The sequence below is a fragment of the Micromonospora palythoicola genome (assembly GCF_036689795.1).
In the GTDB taxonomy this organism is placed as follows: domain Bacteria; phylum Actinomycetota; class Actinomycetes; order Mycobacteriales; family Micromonosporaceae; genus Micromonospora; species Micromonospora palythoicola.
Map to the genome: position 1 here is coordinate 19096 of NZ_JBAGKI010000044.1, position 21646 is coordinate 40741.

A 21646-nucleotide genomic window follows, 5' to 3' on the forward strand; every position below is an offset into this window, starting at 1 on the left:
GGCACCTCCGGACCAAGATCCAGGCTGCGGGTCGGGTCAGCGGCGGTTGTAGCGGTGCATGGTGAGGGGGCCGAAGACGAGGATGAAGGCGGCGCTCCAGACAGCGATCCACATCATCGCCGAGGCGTCGGTGGTGCCGGCCATGGCCGCGCGTACGGACGAGACCAGATGCGTGATCGGGTTGGCCTTGACGAACGCCTGGAGCCAGCCGGGCATGGTGGACGGGTCGACGAAGACGTTGCTCAGGAAGGTCAGCGGGAACAGCACCATCATGCTGACCCCCATCACCGACTTCTCGCTGCGCAGGATCAGCCCGAAGAACGTCCACACCCAGGAGAACGCGAAGGAGAAGACCACCAGCAGGCCGATCCCGGCGAGGACGCCGACCACGCCGCCGTCCGGGCGGAAGCCGAGCACCAGCCCGACGGTGAGGATCACCAGGGCGGCGAGGACGTAGCGCAGCACGTCGCCGACGATCATGCCGACCAGCGCGGCGGGCCGCCAGACCGGCAGCGTCCGGAACCGGTCGAAGACGCCCTTCTCGATGTCGGTGTTCAACCCGACCCCGGTGTACATGGTGATCATCACGACGCTCGTCACCATGATGCCCGGCAGGAAGAACTGCAGGTAGTCACGAGGACTGTCGGCGAGCGCGCCACCGAACAGGTACGTGAACATCAGCACCATGATGATCGGGAACGCGGTCACGTCGAACAGCTGCTCCGGCACGTGCTTGATCTTCAGCAGGGCCCGCCAGCTGAAGGTCAGCGACGCCGACAGCGGGCTCGGCCGTGGCGGTCGGGCACCCGGCGCGAGGACCGTCGCCAGCGCCTCGGAGGAGGGTACGAAGACCGTCGGCGCCCGGCCGGTCGAGGTGGCGGTGTCGCTGCTCATCGGGCTGCCTCCAGCTCGTCGTCCCGCTCGTCGGTGGCCGGCACGGCGGGATGGTCGGTCAGGGCCAGGAAGACCTCGTCCAGGCTGGGCTGGCCGAGGGAGAAGTCGTCGACCACGATCCCGGCCCGGGACAACTCGCCCAGGGCCCGGGCGGCCTGTGCGCTGGCGTCCAGTTCGCTGCCGTCGCCACCCACCCGGGCGGTGATCGCCACCGGGTCGGCCTCCAACTGCACCGGTACGCTCAGCGTCGCCTGCAACACCCGCTCGGCCTCGGGCCGCTGGTCGGCGTTGCGCAGCCGCAGGTGGACCGTGCCGGAGCCGACCGACGACTTCAACTCGCCCGGGGTGCCCTCCGCGATCACCCGGCCGTGGTCGACCACCGCGATCCGGCTGGCCAGCTTGTCGGCCTCGTCCAGGTACTGCGTGGTCAGCAGCACGGTCGTGCCGTGCGCGACCACCGCCCGGACGATCTCCCACACCTGGTTGCGGCTGCGCGGATCCAACCCGGTCGTCGGCTCGTCGAGGAACAGCAGGTCGGGGGTGTTGAGGATGCTCGCCGCGATGTCGATGCGTCGTCGCATGCCGCCCGAGTACTTCTTCACCTGCCGTCCGGCCGCCTCGGTCAACCCGAACGCGGTCAGCAGTTGCTCCGCCCGTTGCCGGGCGGCGGACTTGGGCAGCCCGAGCAACCGGCCGAGCAGGATGAGGTTCTCCGTGCCGGTCAGGTCCTCGTCCACCGAGGCGTACTGACCGGTCAGGCTGACCCGGGCGCGTACCGCGTCGGCCTCGGCCACCACGTCGTGACCGAACACCCGGGCCTGCCCGCCGTCGGGACGAAGCAGGGTGGCCAGCACGCGTACCGCGGTGGTCTTGCCGGCCCCGTTCGGCCCGAGCAGCCCGTACACGGCTCCGGCCGGAACCTGGAGGTCGATGCCGGCGAGCGCGCGGGTCTCGCCGAACGACCGGGTCAGACCCTCGGCCTCGATGGCGAGGCCGGTGGTGCGTCTACTCATGATTGCGAAGTGTCCTTCCGTTCGTCACGTCTGTGAGCCGGGCCGCCGGGACCCGGCGACCCACCACACCCCACGGGTACGACAGAATGCTCCCTCTCCGTGGCCGCCCGCCAGCTACAACGACGCCGGCCGACGGGAGTGGTCGGCTCACCCCACAGGCGCGAGACGGCGGACAGCCGCCGCTAGATCTGATCTAGCGGCGGCTGTCCCGACACCACCTGTCGGCGGTGCTCCGGGCCGCGGCCGGCCCGACGCGTTGCCGGCCCCCGTCACCAGGCGGTGTCGAGCCGGTGCCGCTGCTCGGGTGTCAGCGCCAGGTCCACGGCGGCGAGGCTCTCGTCCAACTGCGCCACCGAGGAGACCCCCACCAGCGGGATGGTGGGGATGTCGCCGTCGATCAGCCAGGCCAGCACCACCTGGTTGGCCGTCGCGCCGGTCTGCGCCGCCACCTCGCGCAGCGCGGCCAGCCGCACCGGCGTGCTCGGCAGGTCGTACTCCGGCCCCAGCGGCTTGTCCGGTCGGACATAGGCGCCCCAGAGCAGTGACCCGTACGACACCAGGGTCAGTCCGGGCTCGGCGCGCAGGTAGCTGGTCAGCTCGCCGCCGACCGCGCCCACGTTGCCGTCGACGTCGAGGTCGGTCGGTCCGTCGAGGCGGGCCGGCAGGTAGCTGCGGTGGTACTGGAGCACCTCGTACCCGGGCAGTCCGGCCGCCGCGGCCAGTGCCCGGGCCCGCTCCACCCGCCAGGTGCGGTGGTTGCTCGCGCCGAGCAGCCCCACGGTGCCCTCGGCGACCAGCTCGGCGAACCCCTCCACGGTCTCCCGCAACGGCACCCGGTGATCCTCGATGTGGGCGTAGAGCAGGTCCAGCCGGTCCATGCCGAGGCGTTCCCGGCTGCGTTCGGCGGACTCCCGGATCACCTTGGCCGACAGCCCTTCCGGGTTGTCCAGGTAGCTGGTGCCGGGGGCCAGTGGCCGGGCGCCGAGCTTCGTGGCGATGACGACCTCGTCGCCGATGCCCCGGCTGCGCCGCCACCGGCCGAGCAGTTCCTCGCTCTCGCCGCCCTGCCCGCCGGTCATCCAGAACGCGTAGTTGTCCGACGTGTCGATGAAGGTGCCGCCGGCCTCGACGTACCGGTCGAGGATCGCGTAGGAGGTGGCCTCGTCGGTCTTCGTGCCGAACAGCATCGCCCCGAGGCTGAGCACGCTGACCTCGCGCCGGGTACGCGGGTCGCTGCCGATCGTGCGGTACCGCATGGAAACTCCTCTCCTGCGCCCGGACCTGTGGACGCGGCACCAGCCTGCGCCTTCGAGCGCACTCGAGGTCAACCCCTTGACCCGGTCCGCTCGTCCGAAGGTCCATCGACGCTGACACCTGAGCCCGGTGCGCCCGGACGGCGCCACCCATACGGTGTGTTCCTGCCCGATGTCACTGAGTGGAGGAGTCGCCCGTGCCACAGCTGCCGGACCTGCCCTTCGGCCTGGAGTACGCGGCACTCGGCGTCTTCGTGGTGGCCGTGCTGGTCGGTGTGATCCAGCAGTTCTTCGCCGACTGGATCAGATCCCTGTTGGCCCGGCTGTGGGGACTCCTCGCCGGCCGCCGGCGCGGCATCCGGGCGGACGAGTGGCGCCGCTACCGTGCCTGGGTCGCGCGCACCTACAACCGGATGGAACTCGGCTTCGTGCGGGACGTCTCGGTCACGCTGGACGAGGTGTACGTGCCGCTGGAGTACGAGCAGGACGGCCGGCGCGTCGACGTCTACCGTGACGTTCGGGACCGGCGGCGTACGGTGATCCTCGGCGCGGCGGGAGCGGGCAAGTCGATGCTGCTGCGGCACTCGATGGTGCGCTGGGCGGCGGCGCCCGAGCGGTTCGAGCGCGTACCGGTGCTTGTGGAGCTCGCCCGGTCGAACCGGGACGGCCGCACGATCCGGCAGCTGATCACGGAGGCGCTCGGCCGCCTCGACGACGAACCGGATGGTCGTCGCCGGCATCGGCGCGCCCGTCCGCTCGTCGCCGAGGCGGCGCAGGTCGTCGAGGTGGCGTTGGCCAGTGGCCAGCTCTGCGTGTTCCTCGACGGGCTGGACGAGGTGGTCACCGAGCGACGCGGTGCGGTCGTCGAGGAGATCAAGGAGTTCGCCGAGCGCCACTCGACGACGCAGGTCGTGGTCACCTGCCGCGACGCGGTCTACGACGGTGACCTGCGGCCGGTCTTCGACCGGGAGATCCGGGTGGCCGGCTTCGACGACGCCGGGATCCGGCACTTCCTGCGGCTCTGGTTCACCCGGCGGGACGGCGGGGACGCCGAGCACCACGCGCCGGGACGGGAACGCGACGAGGTGTCAACCGACTCCCGGCACATCGTGGAGCAACTCCTGGCGGAACTGCGATCCAGCCCGACGGTGATGCGGCTGGCCCGCAGCCCGCTGATGCTCACGATGATCACCACCTTGTACGAGGCGGACGCCGGTGCCGGTCCGATGTTGACCAACTCGCGGGCGGAGTTCTACCAGCAGGCCGTCGAGCACCTGCTGCGCCGGGACCGGGATCTCGGCCGGCACCGCAACCTGGCCCGCTACCAGGCTGGCCACAAGCTCATGGCGCTGCGGGCGATCGCGCTGGCCGCCCAGGGTGGCCGGTCCCAGGGCACCGACCGCCGGGTGATCGGCGAGGCGGAGGTGTACGCCGAACTCGCCCGCATCCTGCCTCGGTTCCGGCTGGCCGAGGAGCACCTGCCGCGCATGGTCGACGAGATCGTGGAGCGCAGCGGGCTGCTGATCCGCATCGACGACAACAACCTGCTCTACGAGTTCGCCCACCTGACCCTGCAGGAGTACCTGGCGGCGGTGGAACTCGCGGACGATCCGGACCGGCTGCTCGGGCTCTACCGGGAGAACCCGAGCCGGTGGCGGGAGACGGTGAAACTCTGGTGCGCCGGGGCCAATCGCGACGCCTCCGGCGTGATCCGGCAGATCTTCGCCGGTGACGGCCGGGACAAGCTGCTCGCCCTGGAGTGCGTCGCCGAGGCCCGACAGCTCGACGAGAGCCTCGCGGCGACCGTCGTGGACAGTCATGTTCGGCTGCTCGGCACGCCGGCCGCGGACAAGCATCTGGTGCTGGCGGCGCTCGGTGCGGTGTCCGGCAATTCGGGGCCGTTCGGTCAGCGACTGTTCGACAGCCTGGCGCAGCAGGCGCGCTCCGGCGGCTCGGTGGCCGAGGACGCCGTGGTGGCCCTCGCGGAGTCCCGTCGCCGCGAGGCGATCGAGTTGCTCAGCGAGATGGCGGTGCGGGTGCCGGCGGCCCGTGCCGCCCTGCGGGCCACCGGTGAGCTGGCCATTCCGACCCTCGCCGTCCGGGCTGGCACCGGCTCGGTGGCTGCCGTCGACGACCTGGCCGCCATCGGCACTCCCGCCGCCGCGGTGGCCCTGGCGGAACAGTTGTGGGCCCGGGACCGGCAGGTTGCCGTACGCGCGGCGTGGCGGCTGGCCACCCTGGTCGACGCCCCGGACGTGGAGAACGAACTGCGCACCTTCGACCCCACGGCGGCGGAGGCCGCGTCCGTGGCCGCCGAGGCGGCGCGGCTGACCGGCCGGCGGTCGGGACGGCTGCCGGGCGCGGAGTGGTACGACTGGCTGTGGGCACCGTTCGAGCCGGGCACCCCGATGGCCCGGACGATGGGGCGCCTCTGCTGGCTGATCCTGGAGTCGACCGACGACGCACCGGGTGATCTCGGCACCGTCGACGTGCGTCTCGCGGTCGGCCTCGTCGCGCGGGCCGGCGCCTTCGGCACCGACAAGGTGCCGAAGGAACTGACCGAGGAGCTGACCCGTAAGGTGCACAGCTTCGGCTACAAACGGCCGCTCTCCGGTGCCTTCGCCGAGTACGAGATCCGCGAAATGCTCGACCTGGTGGCCCGGCGGGAGCCCGGCACCGCCCGCGACATCGCGGTACGCGCCCTGGGGCATCGGATTTTCGGCTGGCGGGCGGCGTTGCTGGCCAGCCTGCCGACGCCGGTACTGACGGAACTGGCCTGTCGACTGTGGAGCAGCACCAGCATCGACGCCGACCTGCGGGACTGGCGGACGCTCAACGAACGGCCGGAGAAGCCGACCGTGCTGGTCTTCCTGCGCAACGTCGCCGGCACGCTCGGGGCGCTGGCCGGCGTGGCCCTGATCGGCATCGCGATCACCCGCTCGTTCGGCACGCTGATCGACTGGTGGGCGTGGGGGCCGGTGGAACTCGCGTCGCTCGTGGTGGGGTGCACGCTCCTGGCGGTCATCTGCTTCGTGGTCGTCCTGCTGATGCCGGCCGAACACGACCTGCTGTGGGTACCCGTGGTCTTCGGGGTGATGAGCGTGGCCGGGCTGGTGGCCGCGGGGGCACCTGTCGCGTTCGCCACCGTGGCCGACTGGCTCGGCGTCATCTACACGGGCGGATCGAGTGTGGCGCTGGTGGGCGCGATCGTCGTGCTGGTGCGCTTGACCAGCCACCGGGAGCGGGCGTTGCGTAACCCGTACCGGGCCCTGCTCGACCGGGTGCCGACGACCCGCACCCGACAGACCGTCATCGGTCGCCAGGCCACCGGCGGCAGCGCCCGGGCGCGGCAGTCGGTGCGGACCGGCGGTTGACGGGTGCCGCGCCGGATCAGCGTCGGCGCAGCGCGGTGGAGGTGAGGCGGTAGCCGATCGTGTGCTCGACCAACCGTTCGACCAGGTCCGCCTTGCGCAGCCCGCCGACGCCGCGCAACCCCAGCTGCGCGGCCAGGTCCCGCAGGCCGCGCAGCGGCCAGGAGGAGAGGTACGCGGAACCGTCGGCGCGGCTGCTCATCGTCGCCAGCCGGTCGACGGCGACGGTCAGGTCCGGTCGCTGTCGCTCGCTCATGCCGGCTGCCGGTCCGGCTGGAGGTGGTCGAGGAACTCGGTGGCGAGGCGGCGCAGCTCGTCGCGTACGGCGGGCACCGTGACGCGGTCGCGCAGCACCACCGGCACGCCGCGCGGGGTGTTCGTCGCGTAGAGCGTGACGTTCTCCCGCAGCGCGGTGGGGAAGACCGGTAGACCCAGGTTGCGGACCTGGTCCATGTAGGTCTGGTGGGTGGCGATGGGTTGCTGGGACAGCAACTGGATCATCGTGAAGACCACGCCGGCCACGTCGGGGGCGACCTTCTGGTGCCGGCGTACGGTGGCGAACCGGCGGGCGTCGGAGTTGTACTGCTCGACCAGTTCCCGCACGTTGCCGTGCAGGTAGTCGATGCCCAGGGTGGACAGGTAGTCGGCCCGGGCCGGGATGACCAGGTGGTCGCTGGCGATGATGGCCGACTGGGTGACCACGTTGAAGTTCGGCGGACAGTCGATCAGCACCATGTCGTACGGGTCGAGCCCGTCGGTGAGCAGTCCTTCGGCGAGTGACCCGCGGACCCGGAACAGTTCGGCGTCGTACTCCTCGCCTCCGGCGACGCTGCGGGCCAGGGCCAGGTCGATGTCCACGAGTTGCAGGTGCGACGCGATCAGGTCGAGCCGGCCGGCACCGCTGAGCCGGGAGTTCGCCGGGCCGGGTGACACCACAAGTTCACTGAGCGTGACCGACGGGCTGCCCTCGCGCAGGGCGTCGTACCAGCGTTTCACCGTCCGGGTGTCGCGCAGCCGCTCCCGCCAGTCGTCCGGGTCGTAGAAGCCGAAGGTCAGGCTGGCCTGTGGGTCGAGGTCGATGAGCAGCACCTTCATCCCCCGGTTGGCCAGTTCGGCACCGAGGTTGGCGGTCACCGTGGTCTTGCCGACCCCGCCCTTGTAGTTGATCACGGACACGACGTACATCGACGTACCTCCCCAAGACGACTGACGGTAGCGGTCCGTCCGGCCTAAAGTCGATCATCCTCGGCTTGCACGTAAGTACGTAAGTTCGTATTATCGAAGTGTGGCGGACGTGGAGGAACGGTTGGCGGCGCTGGAGGCGCAGGTCGCCGAGCTGATCGAGCGGCTCGGCGGCGGTGCGGGTCCGGCTCCGCCGCCGGAGGGGCTCTTCTGGGCGCTCGACGGGCTCAAGCAGCGACTGCCCACCGACGGTGCCGGCGCCGTGCTCTACACCGGCACGGTCCGGGTCGGCGGGCAGCATTACGACTGGCAGTACGGGCGGGGCGTCGAGGACCTGCTGGCCGACGACTGGGCCGACCTTCCGGTCGTCCTGTCGGCGCTGGCCCACCCGGTACGCCTGCGGCTGCTGCGGGAGATCCTCGGCGGCCGGCAGGGCACCGCCGAGCTGGCCGGGATCGAGGATCTGGGCACCACCGGCCAGCTGCACCACCACCTGCGCCAGCTCACCGCCGCCGGCTGGTTGCGCAGCGCCGGCCGGGGCCGGTACGCCATCCCCGCCGAGCGGGTGGTGCCGCTGCTGGCCATCCTCACCGCCGCCGGTCGTTGACCACACCCCACCAACCGTCGCGGCAGAAGGCCACCACCGTGACCGGCACGACCGTCCCGCGTCGATCCGGCAGCGAACGGAAGGAGCACGTCATGCGTAAGACCTCCGTCATCGCCCTGGTCGCCGGCATGGTCGCCGGTCTGGCCGGGCTCGGCCTCATGCCCCGGCAACCCCGGCTGACCGCCCAGACGACCGGCGACGCCGACCTGGCCGCCGCCGCCCGGGCGGCCGTGGCCGACCCCGCCGGCTACCGTGGCCTCGCCGTCGCCCTGATCGACGGAGGGCGGATCCGCACCGCCGGCCTCGGTGACCGGGACCGCGCCGGCAACCCGGTCCGGCCGGACACCCCGTTCGAGATCGGCTCGGTGCCCAAGGTGCTCACCGGCATGCTGCTGGCCCATCAGGTCAGCGTCGGGGCGGTGAGCCCCGACGACACGCTCGGCGCGACCTGGCCGGCGATCACCGGAGGCGCCCGGGAGGTGACCCTGGTCGAGCTGGCCAGCCACCGCGCCGGACTGCCCCGGATCGTGCTCAGCTCGGTCACCGACTGGGCTCGCACGATCTGGGCCAACTACGCGGCCGGCAACCCGTACGCCGGGCAGGACGTCGACCGGGTCCGCGCCGCCGCGAACGACCAGACACCCGGCGACGGCCGGGGCGACGTCCACTACTCGAATCTCGGCATGGCGCTGCTCGGCCAGGCTCTCGCGGCCGACGCCGGCGCCGGCTATCCCGAGCTGCTCCACCGGGAACTGCTGACCCCGCTGGGCATGACCGCGACCATCCAGGTCACCAAGGCCGACGCGTTGCCCGCCGATCGGGCCGAGGGTGCCCGGGGCGGTGGTCGCACCCCGGACCCGTGGATCGGCACCGGATACGCCGCCGCCGGTCTCGGCTACTGGTCCACGGTGGAGGATCTCGCGCGACTCGTCGCGGCAACCGCCGCCGGTACCGCGCCCGGCGCCGACGCCCGCGATCCGCGCTTCGACGACACCGACGGCACCCGCATCGGGTACGGCTGGCTCACCACCCGCTACGGCGACCGGGAGATCACCTGGCACAACGGCGCCACCGGCGGCTTCCACTCGTACGTCGGCTTCGACCGGGCCACCGGCCGGGGCGTGGTGGTGCTCGGCAACACCGACATGGGCGTCGAACCCATCGGGCTGCGGCTGCTCGGGGTGCCCCGCGATTCGGCCGGTAGCGCCACACCGGGACACCCCACCTGGATAGGGGTCGGCATCGCGCTGCTGTTCACCTTCATCGGTGGTCTGTCGCTGCTCGGCACCGCGCTGCGTGGCGCACCGGACCGGCTGAGCGTGTTGTCGGGCGCGGTCTGGGCGGTTGTCTACCCGGCCCTGGGCCACCAGCTCGGTGACTGGTCGGCCGTGCCCGGATGGGTCTGGCCGCTCGGGCTCGCGGCCTCCGGCGCCGGGCTGGCCCTGGCCGGGTACCGCTGGCGACGCCTGCCGGTCAACGCCGCACCCCGGCGGTGGTCGCGGGTGGCGGCGACGACCGGCTCCCTGGCCGTCGCCGCGACACTGACCGCCGCCCTGCTCTCCTGACCGCCGGCGGTCAGGCCGGCGGTTGGGCGGACCGGGTCAGCCGGAAGTGCTGTCGTTTGCCGTCGTCGCGGACCACCACGCCGTAGCGGGACAGCTCGGCGCGCAGCTCCCTGGCCTCGCCGCCCCGGTCGTGCTTCAACGCCTCCTGCCGTGCGCGCAGCAGCGCATTCGCGCCCGCCGGCAAACCGGGCAGGTCGGGCACCCAGAGCCGGTACGTCGCGCGGTGCGGATCCGCCTCCGCCCACGGCCAACCGTGCTCCCGGAAGGCTTCGGCCAACTCCCTCGCCGGCAGGTCGACCGACTGGCGCGCCAGCTCGGCGTCGTCCGCGTCGAGCAGCACCAGGTGCTTGCCGTCCAGGTAGACAGCCCGGGTGTCGCGTCGGTCGATCTCCCGTTCGGAGCTGCCCTCCCGCAGCCGGACCTCGGCACCCGACACGGTCACCCGTACCCGCTCGGCGGTGCCGATGGCGGCGATCACCAGCCCGACCAGGATCCCGACACCCACCCCACCGGGTAGCGCGTACTGGTCGGGCAGACCGTCGAGCGCCCGGAACAGGCCCTGCACCGGAGCCCAGGGCAGGTCGGCCACCCAGCCGGACCCGGCCACCAGCAACCCACCCAGCGCGCCGCCGACCAACGGGATCCCGCCCCAGAGCACGACCAGCTCGGTGATGCCACCGCTCACCACTGTCGGTGACCCGTACGCCCTCACGCCACCTCCCGCCGCATGGTGCGGACCGTACCGGCCACCACCGGCACAACCAACCACAGCACCAGTGACACCGCCAGTCGCTGCCACTGCCCGGCTGTCACCTCGGCCGTGAACAGCGGCTCCATGGTCCGCCCGGTGTCCAACCACTCGGCCGCGCGGTTCAGCGGCCGGACCAGTTCACCCACGATCGACCAGATGATCGGCAGCACCAGGTAGCTCACGATGGCCAGCGGAGTGTTCAGCAGCAGCAGCCCGAACCCAGCACCCATCAGCACGCTCGCCACCTGGAACACCACGGCGTGCGCCACGAGGGCTCCCTCGATCCGCCAGGTGCCCGCGCCACCCGTGGCACCGGCGATCGCCGTGCCGGCGGCGGCGAACGCCAGGCTGCTCAGCACCGCCCCGAGTGCCGCCAGCACCACCGCGACGAGCTTGGCGGTGATCACCCGTTCCCGGCGCGGCACCAGGGCGAACGTGGTGAGCGCGGTGCGCTGGGACCACTCACTGGTGATCGACAGGATGCCGAGCACCGGCAGCAGCACCCCGACCGGCAGCAGGGCGGTGGTGAAGAAGACCGCGAAGGTCTGTTCCGGCGCTTCGGCGTACACCAGGAGGAGCGCGACGATCACGGCGCTGACCAGTCCGATGGTGATCAGCAACCAGCGGCCGGCCCGGGTGTCGACGAGTTTGCGCAGCTCCACGGCGGTCAGCCGGGCCAGCGACGGTAGGTGTTCGGCCGAGCGGTGACCCGGGACAACCTCTGGTGCGGTGCTGGTGGTGGTCATCGGACGACCTCCCCGGTCGGTTCGGTGCTGGAGGTGGAGTGCGTGACGGGGCCCGGTGCGGCGGCGGTCAGGGCCAGGAACAGCTGTTCCAGGCCACCGCCGCCGGCCGGACGTAGCTCGCTGAGGGCGATCCCGGCGGTCCGGGCGATCTCGCCGACCGTGTCGGTGTCGGCTCCGACCAGCAGGCCCTCGGAGCCCTCGCTGACCGTCAGGCCGGCCTGCCGCAACGCGGCCCGCAACGCCGCGTCGTCGCGGGCCCGCACCACGGTGCCGGCACCGGCCAGCAACTCGTCCTTGCCGCCCTGGGCCACGATCCGGCCACCCCCGATGACCACCAGCCGGTCCGCGACCGCCTCCACCTCGCGCAGCAGGTGGGAGGAGAGCAGCACGGTGCCGCCCCGGTCGGCGAAGTCCCGGAGCAGGCCACGCATCCAGAAGATGCCCTCCGGGTCCAGGCCGTTGGCCGGCTCGTCGAGAACGAGCACCCGGGGGTCGCCGAGCAGCGCGTGTGCCAGGCCGAGCCGCTGGCGCATGCCCAGCGAGTACGCCCGCACCCGCCGTCGGGCGGCGGTCGGGCCCAGCCCCACCCGGTCGAGCAGCTCGCCGACCCGGCGCCGGTCGACGCCCATCGTCGCCGCCGCCACCGCCAGGGACTCCCGGCCGGTCCGCCCGGCGTGCTGGGCGGAGGCGTCCAGCAGCACCCCGACCGTACGGCCCGGGTTGGGCAGCTGCCGGTAGGGCCGACCGTCGACGGTGGCGGTGCCGGCGGTCGGTGGGGTGAGCCCGCAGATCATGCGCATGGTGGTGGACTTGCCGGCCCCGTTCGGACCCAGGAAGCCGGTGACGGTGCCCGGTTCGCAGTGGAACGACACGTCCTCGACGGCGGTGTGCCGTCCGTACCGTTTGGTGAGCTGGTGTACGGCGATCATGGCTGCCAGCCTGTCCGAGCCGGCCGGTCGTCCGCAGCGGCCATCGGTCTGGTCCGCGCAGACCAAGGTCGACGCCGAGATCTCGACTTTGGTAGCTGGTCCGGTGCCCGACCGGCTGCCTACCATTGCGCCTGTGACCAGCGCCGTCGTACTCGAGCACCCGGGTCTGCTGCCGGGGGCGTTGGGCCCTGGGGTGGGCCGCCGGCCACGGCGTACCACCCGCGACTGGCTGGTCGACAGCCTCGCGTTCCTGGCCTCCCTGGCCTGGGTGGTGCTGGCCAGCTTCGACGCCGCCTCCCCGAACCCGGCGTTCGCCGAACGGCTGCCGTACGACTGGATGATCGTCGCGGACGCCTTCTTCGGCCTGGCCTGTACGGCGGCGCTCTGGTGGCGGCGTCGCTGGCCGGTGGGTCTGGTGCTGGCGACGCTGCCGATGGCGCTCTTCTCCACCGCCTCCAGCATCGCTCTATTGATCATCTACTTTACGGCGGTGGTGCACCGCCGGACGGCTGTCGCCCTGGCCGTCACCGGCGCCGGGCTGCTCACCAACTTCTTCTTCACCCTGCTGCGTCCCGACCCCGCCGGCTCGTACTGGATATCCACCCTCTGGGGCGTGGTGATCACCCTGCTGGTGCTGGCCTGGGGGATGTTCGTGCGGGCGCGCCGGCAACTGGTGCTGTCGTTGCGGGAGCGCGCCGAGCGGGCCGAGGCCGAGCAGCAGCTACGGGTCGCACAGGCGCGGCAGTTGGAGCGCACCCGCATCGCCCGGGAGATGCACGACGTGCTCGCCCACCGGATCTCGCTGCTCAGCCTGCACGCCGGGGCGCTGGAGTTCCGTCCGGACGCGCCCGCGCCGGAGGTGGCCCGGGCAGCCGGGGTGATCCGGGACAGCGCGCACGCCGCCCTTCAGGATCTGCGCGAGGTGATCGGCGTGCTGCGCGCCGAGACCGCGCTGCCCGACGACCCGGAACGCCCCCAGCCGACCCTCGACGACCTGCCCGCCCTGATCGCCGAGTCCCGGGCCGCCGGAACTCGCGTCGAACTGCGGGAAGGGGTCGCCGCGCCGGACCGGTTGCCGGTGGCCGTGGGGCGCAGCGTCTACCGCATCGTGCAGGAGGGGCTCACCAACGCCCGCAAGCACGCCCACGGTGCCGCCGTCACCGTCGGCCTCAACGGCGCGCCCGGTGACGGGCTGCGGGTGGAGATCCGCAACCGCAGGCCGGTGGGCGAGGCGCCCCGGACGCCCATCCCCGGCACCGGCACCGGGCTGGTCGGCATCGCCGAGCGGGTCAGTCTCGCCGGTGGGCGGTTGGAGCACGGCTGCGACGAGCGGGGCGATTTCCGGTTGGCCGCATGGCTGCCGTGGCCGGCGACGTGACCGGCCCGGTGCCCGCCGCCGCCGAGGGCGGTGGCGCGGCGTCGGCGGCTGCCGCCGACGCGCCCGCTGCCGGCGGCGAGCACCCGGTGCGGATCCTGATCGTGGACGACGACGCGCTGGTACGCGCCGGGCTGTCGATGATCCTCGGCGGTACGCCCGACCTGAAGGTGGTCGGCGAGGCGGCCGACGGCAGTGAGGTCGTCCAGGCCGTCGCCGCCTGCCGGCCGGACGTGGTGCTGATGGACATCCGGATGCCCCGGTTGGACGGGCTGGCCGCCACCGAGGCGCTGCGTGGGCTGCCCCATCCGCCGGAGGTGCTCGTGTTGACCACGTTCGACGCCGACGAGCACGTGCTGCGGGCGCTGCGCGCCGGTGCCGGCGGCTTCCTGCTGAAGGACACCCCGCCGGTGGAGATCGTGCGGGCGGTGCGCCGGGTGGCGGCCGGCGAGGCGACGCTGTCGCCGACGGTCACCCGGACCCTCATCGAACACGTCACGGCCGGACCGGCGGCCGACCCACGGCGGGACCGGGCCGCCCGGCTGATCGAGGGCCTGACCGAGCGGGAACGCGCCGTCGCCGTGGCGCTCGGTCGGGGGCGCACCAACGCCGAGATCGCCGCCGAGCTGTTCATGAGCGTGGCCACCGTCAAGGCGTACGTCTCCCGGCTGCTGACCCGGCTCGGACTCAACAACCGGGTGCAGGTGGCCCTGCTCGTCCACGACGCCGGGCTGGTCTGAAAACGTTTGAACCATCCCGTCGCGGTGGCCGTACCACTGCTCGAGGTGCGGTGCTCAAGCGCACCGCTACCGGAGCTGCGGGAGGTCTGCCGTGCGAGTTGATGAGCAGTCGACGGATCCCATCGATCAGATTCTGGGCGAGTTGCCGGTCCCGACGCCGTTGACCCCCGAGGACGTCCGGCTGGCCGTCCGGGCGGTGGTCGTGCACGCGGCCGAGGAGTGGCCGACCGGGGCGCTGTGCCGCAACGACGGTGCCCGGTTCCCCTGCCGGCTGCATCGTTGGGGTCGGAAGGTGCTGCTGAACCACGGGCTCAACGAGCGACAGCTCGACGCCCTGATCCGGCACGGCAATCCGTTCGTGCACGTGCCGTTCCCGTTCCTGATCAATGGGCCCTCGGCGGGACGTACTACCGCCGCGCGTCCGGCGGGCACCGAGCGCGCCGCCGGTTACCCGCCGCGGGCCGCCGGTCATCCGGCGCGACCCGACCGCACCCCCGGTTACCCGGCGCGGGGTCCCGCGCCCCGGGTGGCCGCCCCGGTCGCGCGCGGCGGCGTCCGGACGCCCGGCTCCGGCCGGCCGGTGGCACCCCCCGCCACCGCGCCGCGCTGGCCGCGGGCGAGCTGAGCGGGCTCGCCCGCCGGCGGTACGACGCCGGCCCGGAGCGCGCGGTCATTCCCCGCCCGCGCCCGGGCCGGCGTCGCGATGCACCGTGCGATCAGCGGTTCCCGGCGGGGATTCCGCAGCTGGGTGCCGCCCAGTAGGTGTTGTTCGCGCTGCGGTCCTGGTTGTTCTCCCGCCGCGAGTCCACGTGGACGTGGGTGTTGTGGCCGGACACGCCGGGCCCGATGATGCCGCTGAAGCCGTGGTTGCGCGCCTGGCGGGCGATCTGGCACAGCGACCTGTCCCGGGAGATGAGGTCGGCGGCGTTGCCGTAGAGGTGCTGGCTGTCCGACGCCCCACCCACCCGGTTGTTGCAGGTGCGGCTGCGGAACCCGCTGGTCACGATCAGCGGTTGGTCGCCGAGGCTCTTGCGCAGCGCCTCCAGCTTCCACATGGTGCGCAGCGCGTTCTGCCGGGTCTGTCCGGTGCTCAGCGGGCCACCGTCCCACCCACTGCCGCCGCAGCCGTCGTCCATCTCGGTGTAGCTGAAGTGCCGGGGCGTGCAGTTGTTGTCCTGGAGCTGGTACAGCTTCCGGTAGGTCTGTGGCCCGGCGACCCCGTCGACCTTGAGGCCGTACGCGGACTGGAAGCGGCGAACCGCGGCGGCGGTCTTCGGGCCGAACCGGCCGTCGAGTTCCACGACGTTGTTGTTGCCGGCCCAGCCGGCTATCCGTAGTTGCAGCTCGCGCACGTCGCTGCCGGAACGCCCCTGGTAGAGGTTGCGGTTCCAGGTGTAGCAGCCGTCGGCATGGGCCGCTGGCGCGGCGACCACCGAGGCGATCGCGGCGCCCGGCAGGGCCAGGGCGAGGGCGACGACTGCCCGTTTCAAGGTGTGTACGCGCACAGAAGTCCTCCCGATAGGAGAGCGAATGGGATGGCATCCGGGACTTCGACCGGGCTGTCCCGTGGATCCACCCTCGCACCGGTGCAGCCGATTGGAGGGGATAAACGAGAATTGTCCTCGCATTTCGCCTTACCTGGGCATTGCCTGTGAATTGGGCTCGTTTCCGAAACCGGCATTCGGTGGCGAGCGGCCGTAGAGCAGCCATTTCCGTGCGGAAGGTCGCAGCCGGTGCCACGGAGGGTGATGTTCACCGGGTCAACCGGCCCGGTAACGTCAGCGCCGGCGACGAGGGAGGTGGGCGTGGCGCGTGGTGGCATCTTCTGCGTCGAGGGCCAGTGGCACCGTGACCTCAACGAGCGCGGGTCCGTACTGCCCACCCTGGAACTGCTCGAACGGCTGGGCAAGGTCCGCTTCATCCACAAGGACGCGGCAACCCGGGACGAGCTGTTCTACTTCATCGACCGCTGGTTGCTGAAGCAGTACGCCGACCACCGGCTCGGCTTCTTCGCCATGCACGGCGAGCCGAACCGGTTGTGCCTCACCGACTGGCACTCGGTGGAACTCACCGAGGTGGCCGAGCTGATGGCCGGACGCTGCGAGGGACGCCGCCTCTACTTCGGCAGCTGTTCGGTGCTACGCGCCCCCGAGCCGGTGCTGCGGGACTTCCTCGCCGTCACCGGCGCCGCGTTGATCTGCGGCTTCACCCGGGAGGTGGACTGGGTCGAGTCGGCGGCGTTCGAGACCGTGCTGCTCGACGTGCTCGCCAACGGCCGCCGCCACAACGCCGCCGAGCTGCGGATGGGCTCGGCGCACTGGGCGCCGCTCGCGTCGTACCTGGGTTTCCGGATCATCTACGCCAACGGCCGGGCCTGGCGGCCGTCGCTGCGCCCTCGGGTACCCAGCCAGCCGTCCGCCGGTCAGCACGCCTGAGTACTGGTACAAACGAGCGATGGCACGCATGATCGCGCGTAACACCCGGGTCGACCGGGACGCACTGCTTGAGTTTCTCCGCCCTCGGCACCGGGTGGTGTTGCTGACCACCCGCGCCGACGGCCGCCCACAGTCCTCGCCGGTCTCGGCCGGGCTGGACACGCAGGGCCGGCTGGTGATCTCCACCTATCCGGAACGCGCGAAGGTCGCCAACATCCGCCGCGACCCCCGGGTGTCGGCCTGCGTGCTCTCCGACGACTGGGACGGCCCGTGGGTGCAGGTCGACGGCACCGCCGAGGTGCTCGACCTGCCCGAGGCCCTCGAACCGCTCGTGGAGTACTTCCGCAGCATCTCCGGCGAGCATCCGGACTGGGACGAGTACCGGGAGGCGATGCGGCGGCAGGGCAAGTCGTTGATCAGGATCACCGTCACCGGGTGGGGCCCGATCGCCACCGGAGGCTTTCCGGCCCGACTGGCCGACTGATCCGGGGCGGGGCGCGGCGTAGCGCCCCGCCCCGGGGTTCAGCACCGAGCCGTCGCGTACGCGGCGCAGCCGATCAGTTCCATCGACACCTGGAGCCGTTCCAGGCTGATGTTCTTGGCGATGGTGTCCTCGGGGCTGTGGTACGGCGGTTCGAGCAGCGCCGGTGACTCCTCGCCGCGCCAGGAGAAGTTCGCGCTGGCGATACCGACCTCCTGGAACGACTGGTGGTCGCTGGCGCCGCGTTGGGTGACCGGCGAGATCCGCGGTTCGTAGCCGAGCCGCCGGGCGGCGGCCGCGACCTCGTCGGTGGCCCGGTTGCTCTCGCCGGTGAACGACAACAGCCAGTACCGGGTCGCCGGGTCCCAGCTGGTGGCGACCATGTCGTTCTGGTAGACGGCGAGGATCCGGTCCCGCTCGGGCTGCGGCAGCTGGGCCACGTGGTAGCGGGAGCCGATCAACCCCTGTTCCTCCGAGCCCCACAGGGCGAAGCGCACGGTGGCGTTCATCGGCACCGCCCTCAGCACCCGGGCCAGTTCCAGGCAGAGCACGGTGCCCGAGCCGTCGTCGTTGGCACCCGGCGCGCCGATGACCGAGTCGTAGTGGGCGCTGACCATGACCACCGGCGCATCGCGGCCCGCCCGACCGCGCCGCTCGGCCAGCACGTTGTGCGAGGTCAGTCCCCGGTGGGCGGTGGTGACGATGGTCAGGGTGAGCGGCCCGGCGGCCAGCAGCGCGCGCAGCCGGTGCTTCTGCGCCTGGGCCACCCCGACCACCGGAACGGGCAGCGGAGTGGTGGCGGAGCCGGGCAGCGTGGGGGAGAACGCCGACGCGCGACGCGGCTCCACCAGGTCGGCCGGCAGGAAGACCACGGCTGCCGCACCGGCCGCCACGGCGGTGGCGGCGAGCTGCTCGCGCTGGGCCGCGACATAGTCCACGAGCACGATCCGGCCGCTGACGTCGGCCGGGTAGTCGCCGGGCGCACCCGCGCCGACATCGACCACGGGTGCGGTGACCCGGGTGTCCAGCGCGGCCTGCCCGCTCGCGCCGACCTGCCAGTTCAGGTCCCGGGGCAGCCCGGACGGTGCGCTGAGCTGGGCGAGGAACTTGTCGGCGACCGGAAAGGGTTGCAGCGTGGTGTCGTAACGCAGCCGGTCGAACTGGCCGGCGATGTAGTGCGCCGCCCGGCGCTCCGAGTCGGTGCCGCCGATGCGTGGGCCGATGTCCTCGGAGAGCACCTTCAGGTGTTGCAGGGCACGCTTCGCCGACAGCTGGGCGACGACGATCCGGTCGGACGGGGTGAGGGTCGGGGGGCGGTGCGCGCCCGGACGCCGGTCGGTGACCGCCCAGGCGGGGGCGGGCAGCGCCACGGCGGCGGCGCCGCCGAGCGCGACGGTCAACATCCGTCGCCGGTCGAGCGAGCCTGATCCGGTGGAGCGGGACGATTCGTGCGGGGGTGTCACGGTGTCGTCGTGCGAGGCCAAGACGGCGCCCTCCTGATTCGAGGTCCGACCCGCGCGTCAGGGGTGTGACGTCCGGGTCACAGAGACTCGAATCTATCCGGCGGGTCGCCGTCACTCAAGATCAGATTTGCCGCGATCGTGCTCAGTACGCGGCGGTGAACCGCATGTTCCGGAAGCGGCTGTTCTCGATCTCGTCGACCACCGCGACCGCCAGGTCCTCGTAGCTGAGCACGCTTCGGCCCGCCGCGTCGGTCACCGGCTGGTCCGTGCCGGTGCGGTACCGGCCGGTGCGCTCGCCCGGATGGAACTCCAGCGGTGGTGGGCAGACGTAGGTCCAGGTCACCCCGTCGGCCGAGGAGCGGTAGACGTCGAGGGCCTCCGCCTGGCCCAGCGCGGCGTCGCGGTACTCGGCGGGGAAGTCCGGGTCCTCCAGCAGCGGGGTGCCGGCCGGGTCGAGCAGGGTGGCACCGCCGCCGACGTGGATGACCCGGGGTGCCGCCGGCATCCCGCGCAACGCGTCGAGCACGGTTCGCGCCGCGTCGGGCCACAGCGTACGGTCACCGCCGCCGATCGCCACGACCAGCGCGTCCGCCTCCGGTGCCAGCTCCCGCACGCTGCGCACACTTGTCGCGTCCCCGGTCACGACCCGAACCCCGGCCGGCAGGTACGGCGCGTCCGCCTCGGGACGACGCACCGCTGCCACCACCCGGTGTCCCCGGTCGAACGCCTCCCGGACGATCCGCGAACCGGCGGTGCCGCCCGCGCCGAACACGACGATGTTGACCACGCCTCCCAGGCTAGGGATTCGGTCGGGTGGGCGTCGGCGGAACGGCTCAGTCGACGAGTGCCGAGTAGACCAGTTGGCGCAGTTGCGGGCGGAGCGGCCAGGTGCTCGACGGCATCAGCTGGGTGAAGAACATGGCGGTGATCTCCTCGACCGGATCGACCCAGAACGCGGTGCTGGCCACGCCGCCCCAGTAGTACTCGCCGACGCTGCTCGGCACCCGGCTCGGCACCGGGTCGTCGACGACCGCGAAGCCGAGCCCGAAACCGACGCCGTCGAGGTTGGTCTCGGCGAACCCACCGGTGGACAGGGTGCCCAGGTCCTGGCCGCCGGGCAGGTGGTTGCGCGTCATGAAGCGCACCGTCCGGGGACCGAGCAGCCGCGTGCCGTCCAGCTCACCGCCGCGCAGCAGCAGTTGGGTGAAGCGGTGGTAGTCGGCCGCCGAGGAGATCAGTCCACCGCCGCCGGAGAGCAGCGCCGGCTTCTCGTACGCCAGCGCGCCGAGTGCGTCGTACCGCACCGCGCGACCGGACGCCGGATCCGGCACGTACAGCGCGGCCAGCCGCTCGGCGTCCGCGCCGTCGACGTGCCAGCGGGTGTCGGCCATGTCCAGCGGACGCAGGATCCGTTCGGTCAGGAAGGTGTCCAGGCTCTGTCCGGAGACCACCTCGATCAGCCGGCCGAGCACGTCGGTGGCGACCGAGTAGCCCCAGGCGGTGCCGGGCTGGAACAGCAGCGGCAGCTCACCGAAGACCCGGCAGGCCTCGGCCAGGTCGACCTCGGCCGGCGGGTAGAGGTCGTAGCCGGCGGCCCGGTACAGCCCGTCCACCACCGACGTCTGCATGAAGCCGTAGGTCAGCCCGGCGGTGTGGGTGAGCAGGTGCCAGATCCGGATCGGTTCGATCGCGGGCACGGTGTACGGCTTGAGGGTCGACCCCTTCGAGTAGACCCGCATGTCGGCGAACTCGGGCAGCCAGCGGCCGACCTCGTCGGTCAGCTCGAAGCGACCCTCCTCCCACAGCATCATCGCCGCGACCGAGGTGATCGGCTTGGTCATCGAGTAGATCCGCCAGAGCGTGTCCGGCTCCACCGGCGTGCCCGCCTCGCGGTCCCGCAGCCCGTACGTCGAGCTGTGCGCGACCTCGCCGCGCCGGGTGACCACCGCCTGCCAGCCGGCGAGCCGCCCGGCGTCGACGTAGCTGGCGAAATGTTCGTCGATGCGGGCCAGCCGCGCCGGGTCGAATCCGACCTGCCTCGCCTCGATGCTGGTTGTGATGCTCACCCCAGGCAACCTACCGGCCGGTACGCGAGGCGCGGAAGCTCTGTTGTCGGGGTCACTGGCTAGCCTGCTGGGCATGCCGGAGCCGACCGAGGACGTCACCTTCCACGACGAGGACTGGTACGCCGAGGACCTGGCCGACCGGCACTTCGTCAACTGCACCTTCCACCGGGTGGATCTGACCGAGGCGACCAGCCAGGGCGCGGTCTTCACGGGTTGCACCTTCGGCGACGTGACCTTCAACGTCTCCCGGCACGTCGACTCGGCATTCACCCGGTGCGTCTTCACCCGGTGCAACCTGTTCGAGGCGGAGTTCACCGGCTGCAAGTTGCTGGGCAGCACCTTCGACCGCTGCGACCTGCGGCCGTTGACCGTGACCGGGGGCGACTGGTCGTTCCTCACCCTGGCCGGTGGCGACCTGCGCGGCGCGCGGTTCACCGGCGTACGGATGCGCGAGACCGACCTGTCCGGTGCCGACCTGACCGGCGCGACGCTGACCGGGTGCGACCTGTCCGACGTGCAGTGGCGCGGGGCGCGGCTGACCGGCGCGGACCTGCGCGGCAGTGACCTGGCCGGCCTGGATCCGGCCTCGGTGCACCGGAAGGGGGCGGTCATCGACCTGATGCAGGCGGCGACCCTGGCCCGGGCCCTCGGGTTCGACATCCGCGACTGACCACCCGCGCCACCGCCCGGTTCATTCTCTGTCGTCTATGCGCCATGGGCTCCTCGTGTCGATGAAAGCTGCTTCTAATGGACGGGTGCTGAGCTGAGCGAAGCT

21 protein-coding genes are annotated in these 21646 nt (G+C 72.1%); 9 read left to right on the forward strand and 12 right to left on the reverse strand.

Going from position 1 to position 21646, the window contains the following annotated elements; genetic code table 11:
• Positions 1 to 36: 36 nt before the first annotated feature.
• The 3 genes from V5O40_RS19120 to V5O40_RS19130 form a co-directional block, all read right to left on the reverse strand.
• Complete coding sequence (locus V5O40_RS19120; protein ID WP_269739642.1) at positions 37 to 894, reverse strand: ABC transporter permease; 858 nt, start codon at positions 892 to 894, stop codon at positions 37 to 39.
• Positions 891 to 1907, reverse strand: coding sequence for an ATP-binding cassette domain-containing protein (locus tag V5O40_RS19125; RefSeq protein WP_332906731.1), 1017 nt, complete (start codon positions 1905 to 1907; stop codon positions 891 to 893). Before V5O40_RS19125 ends, V5O40_RS19120 begins: the two co-directional genes overlap by 4 nt.
• 269 nt (positions 1908 to 2176) lie before the next feature.
• Positions 2177 to 3163 (reverse strand): aldo/keto reductase, encoded by a 987-nt coding sequence (locus tag V5O40_RS19130; protein WP_332906732.1) that lies wholly within the window; start codon positions 3161 to 3163, stop codon positions 2177 to 2179.
• A 194-nt stretch (positions 3164 to 3357) separates the two neighbouring features.
• On the opposite strand from V5O40_RS19130, the gene V5O40_RS19135 reads away from it, so the two are divergent.
• Positions 3358 to 6534 carry an NACHT domain-containing protein gene (locus V5O40_RS19135; protein WP_332906733.1) on the forward strand — a complete coding sequence of 1059 codons (3177 nt, stop codon included), beginning with the start codon at positions 3358 to 3360 and terminating at the stop codon, positions 6532 to 6534.
• Between the two features lie 16 nt (positions 6535 to 6550).
• Here the strand turns inward: V5O40_RS19135 and V5O40_RS19140 are convergent, their stop codons facing one another.
• Together V5O40_RS19140 and V5O40_RS19145 are read right to left on the reverse strand one after the other, a co-directional pair.
• Positions 6551 to 6787, reverse strand: coding sequence for a Rho termination factor N-terminal domain-containing protein (locus V5O40_RS19140; protein ID WP_332906734.1), 237 nt, complete (start codon positions 6785 to 6787; stop codon positions 6551 to 6553).
• Complete coding sequence (locus V5O40_RS19145; protein ID WP_332906735.1) at positions 6784 to 7716, reverse strand: ParA family protein; 933 nt, start codon at positions 7714 to 7716, stop codon at positions 6784 to 6786. Before V5O40_RS19145 ends, V5O40_RS19140 begins: the two co-directional genes overlap by 4 nt.
• Positions 7717 to 7816: 100 nt before the next feature.
• On the opposite strand from V5O40_RS19145, the gene V5O40_RS19150 reads away from it, so the two are divergent.
• Together V5O40_RS19150 and V5O40_RS19155 are read left to right on the forward strand one after the other, a co-directional pair.
• Positions 7817 to 8320: an ArsR/SmtB family transcription factor gene (locus V5O40_RS19150; protein ID WP_332906736.1), complete on the forward strand. Its 504-nt coding sequence runs from the start codon at positions 7817 to 7819 to the stop codon at positions 8318 to 8320.
• 92 nt (positions 8321 to 8412) lie between these two features.
• The gene (locus V5O40_RS19155) at positions 8413 to 9885 is read left to right on the forward strand and encodes a serine hydrolase domain-containing protein (protein ID WP_332906737.1); all 1473 of its coding nucleotides are present in this window, start codon (positions 8413 to 8415) and stop codon (positions 9883 to 9885) included.
• A gap of 10 nt (positions 9886 to 9895) precedes the next feature.
• Here the strand turns inward: V5O40_RS19155 and V5O40_RS19160 are convergent, their stop codons facing one another.
• From V5O40_RS19160 to V5O40_RS19170, 3 genes are read right to left on the reverse strand one after another with little or no spacing between them, the layout of a single operon-like run.
• Complete coding sequence (locus V5O40_RS19160; RefSeq protein WP_332906738.1) at positions 9896 to 10597, reverse strand: YqeB family protein; 702 nt, start codon at positions 10595 to 10597, stop codon at positions 9896 to 9898.
• Positions 10594 to 11382 (reverse strand): ABC transporter permease, encoded by a 789-nt coding sequence (locus tag V5O40_RS19165; protein WP_332906739.1) that lies wholly within the window; start codon positions 11380 to 11382, stop codon positions 10594 to 10596. Before V5O40_RS19165 ends, V5O40_RS19160 begins: the two co-directional genes overlap by 4 nt.
• Entirely contained in the window at positions 11379 to 12311 is a 933-nt protein-coding gene (locus V5O40_RS19170; RefSeq protein WP_332906740.1) for an ABC transporter ATP-binding protein, read from the reverse strand. The genes V5O40_RS19165 and V5O40_RS19170 overlap by 4 nt, the downstream gene beginning before the upstream one ends.
• 133 nt (positions 12312 to 12444) lie before the next feature.
• Between V5O40_RS19170 and V5O40_RS19175 the strand changes: the two genes are divergently transcribed.
• The 3 genes from V5O40_RS19175 to V5O40_RS19185 all read left to right on the forward strand — a co-directional run bounded on the left by V5O40_RS19175 (position 12445) and on the right by V5O40_RS19185 (position 15051).
• Positions 12445 to 13689 carry a sensor histidine kinase gene (locus V5O40_RS19175; RefSeq protein WP_332906741.1) on the forward strand — a complete coding sequence of 415 codons (1245 nt, stop codon included), beginning with the start codon at positions 12445 to 12447 and terminating at the stop codon, positions 13687 to 13689.
• On the forward strand, positions 13665 to 14426 hold the full coding sequence (locus V5O40_RS19180) for a response regulator transcription factor (RefSeq protein WP_332906742.1): 762 nt from the start codon (positions 13665 to 13667) through the stop codon (positions 14424 to 14426). The genes V5O40_RS19175 and V5O40_RS19180 overlap by 25 nt, the downstream gene beginning before the upstream one ends.
• A 91-nt stretch (positions 14427 to 14517) precedes the next feature.
• Positions 14518 to 15051 (forward strand): hypothetical protein, encoded by a 534-nt coding sequence (locus V5O40_RS19185; protein ID WP_332906743.1) that lies wholly within the window; start codon positions 14518 to 14520, stop codon positions 15049 to 15051.
• Positions 15052 to 15142: 91 nt separating this feature from the next.
• Here V5O40_RS19185 and V5O40_RS19190 read toward each other — a convergent pair whose 3' ends face one another.
• Positions 15143 to 15931 carry a D-Ala-D-Ala carboxypeptidase family metallohydrolase gene (locus V5O40_RS19190; protein WP_332906744.1) on the reverse strand — a complete coding sequence of 263 codons (789 nt, stop codon included), beginning with the start codon at positions 15929 to 15931 and terminating at the stop codon, positions 15143 to 15145.
• Positions 15932 to 16231: 300 nt separating this feature from the next.
• Here V5O40_RS19190 and V5O40_RS19195 point away from each other — a divergent pair, with 300 nt between their 5' ends.
• Positions 16232 to 16861: a DUF6642 family protein gene (locus V5O40_RS19195; protein WP_269739628.1), complete on the forward strand. Its 630-nt coding sequence runs from the start codon at positions 16232 to 16234 to the stop codon at positions 16859 to 16861.
• Between the two features lie 19 nt (positions 16862 to 16880).
• On the forward strand, positions 16881 to 17345 hold the full coding sequence (locus V5O40_RS19200; RefSeq protein WP_332906745.1) for a PPOX class F420-dependent oxidoreductase: 465 nt from the start codon (positions 16881 to 16883) through the stop codon (positions 17343 to 17345).
• Between the two features lie 38 nt (positions 17346 to 17383).
• Here the strand turns inward: V5O40_RS19200 and V5O40_RS19205 are convergent, their stop codons facing one another.
• From V5O40_RS19205 to V5O40_RS19215, 3 genes are all read right to left on the reverse strand, one after another.
• Positions 17384 to 18826 (reverse strand): M20/M25/M40 family metallo-hydrolase, encoded by a 1443-nt coding sequence (locus V5O40_RS19205; RefSeq protein WP_332906746.1) that lies wholly within the window; start codon positions 18824 to 18826, stop codon positions 17384 to 17386.
• A gap of 121 nt (positions 18827 to 18947) precedes the next feature.
• Positions 18948 to 19592: an NAD(P)-dependent oxidoreductase gene (locus V5O40_RS19210; RefSeq protein WP_332906747.1), complete on the reverse strand. Its 645-nt coding sequence runs from the start codon at positions 19590 to 19592 to the stop codon at positions 18948 to 18950.
• Between the two features lie 46 nt (positions 19593 to 19638).
• Complete coding sequence (locus V5O40_RS19215; RefSeq protein WP_332906748.1) at positions 19639 to 20871, reverse strand: serine hydrolase domain-containing protein; 1233 nt, start codon at positions 20869 to 20871, stop codon at positions 19639 to 19641.
• 73 nt (positions 20872 to 20944) lie between these two features.
• Here V5O40_RS19215 and V5O40_RS19220 point away from each other — a divergent pair, with 73 nt between their 5' ends.
• Positions 20945 to 21541 (forward strand): pentapeptide repeat-containing protein, encoded by a 597-nt coding sequence (locus tag V5O40_RS19220; protein WP_332906749.1) that lies wholly within the window; start codon positions 20945 to 20947, stop codon positions 21539 to 21541.
• Positions 21542 to 21646: the final 105 nt, after the last annotated feature.

Coding starts and splice junctions, on each gene's coding strand:
- V5O40_RS19140 (WP_332906734.1), bottom strand. CDS start 6,787: ATGAGCGAGCGACAGCGACCGGACCTGACCGTCGCCGTCGACCGGCTG.
- V5O40_RS19130 (WP_332906732.1), bottom strand. CDS start 3,163: ATGCGGTACCGCACGATCGGCAGCGACCCGCGTACCCGGCGCGAGGTC.
- V5O40_RS19180 (WP_332906742.1), top strand. CDS start 13,665: ATGGCTGCCGTGGCCGGCGACGTGACCGGCCCGGTGCCCGCCGCCGCC.
- V5O40_RS19170 (WP_332906740.1), bottom strand. CDS start 12,311: ATGATCGCCGTACACCAGCTCACCAAACGGTACGGACGGCACACCGCC.
- V5O40_RS19155 (WP_332906737.1), top strand. CDS start 8,413: ATGCGTAAGACCTCCGTCATCGCCCTGGTCGCCGGCATGGTCGCCGGT.
- V5O40_RS19125 (WP_332906731.1), bottom strand. CDS start 1,907: ATGAGTAGACGCACCACCGGCCTCGCCATCGAGGCCGAGGGTCTGACC.
- V5O40_RS19220 (WP_332906749.1), top strand. CDS start 20,945: ATGCCGGAGCCGACCGAGGACGTCACCTTCCACGACGAGGACTGGTAC.
- V5O40_RS19200 (WP_332906745.1), top strand. CDS start 16,881: ATGGCACGCATGATCGCGCGTAACACCCGGGTCGACCGGGACGCACTG.
- V5O40_RS19165 (WP_332906739.1), bottom strand. CDS start 11,382: ATGACCACCACCAGCACCGCACCAGAGGTTGTCCCGGGTCACCGCTCG.
- V5O40_RS19145 (WP_332906735.1), bottom strand. CDS start 7,716: ATGTACGTCGTGTCCGTGATCAACTACAAGGGCGGGGTCGGCAAGACC.
- V5O40_RS19120 (WP_269739642.1), bottom strand. CDS start 894: ATGAGCAGCGACACCGCCACCTCGACCGGCCGGGCGCCGACGGTCTTC.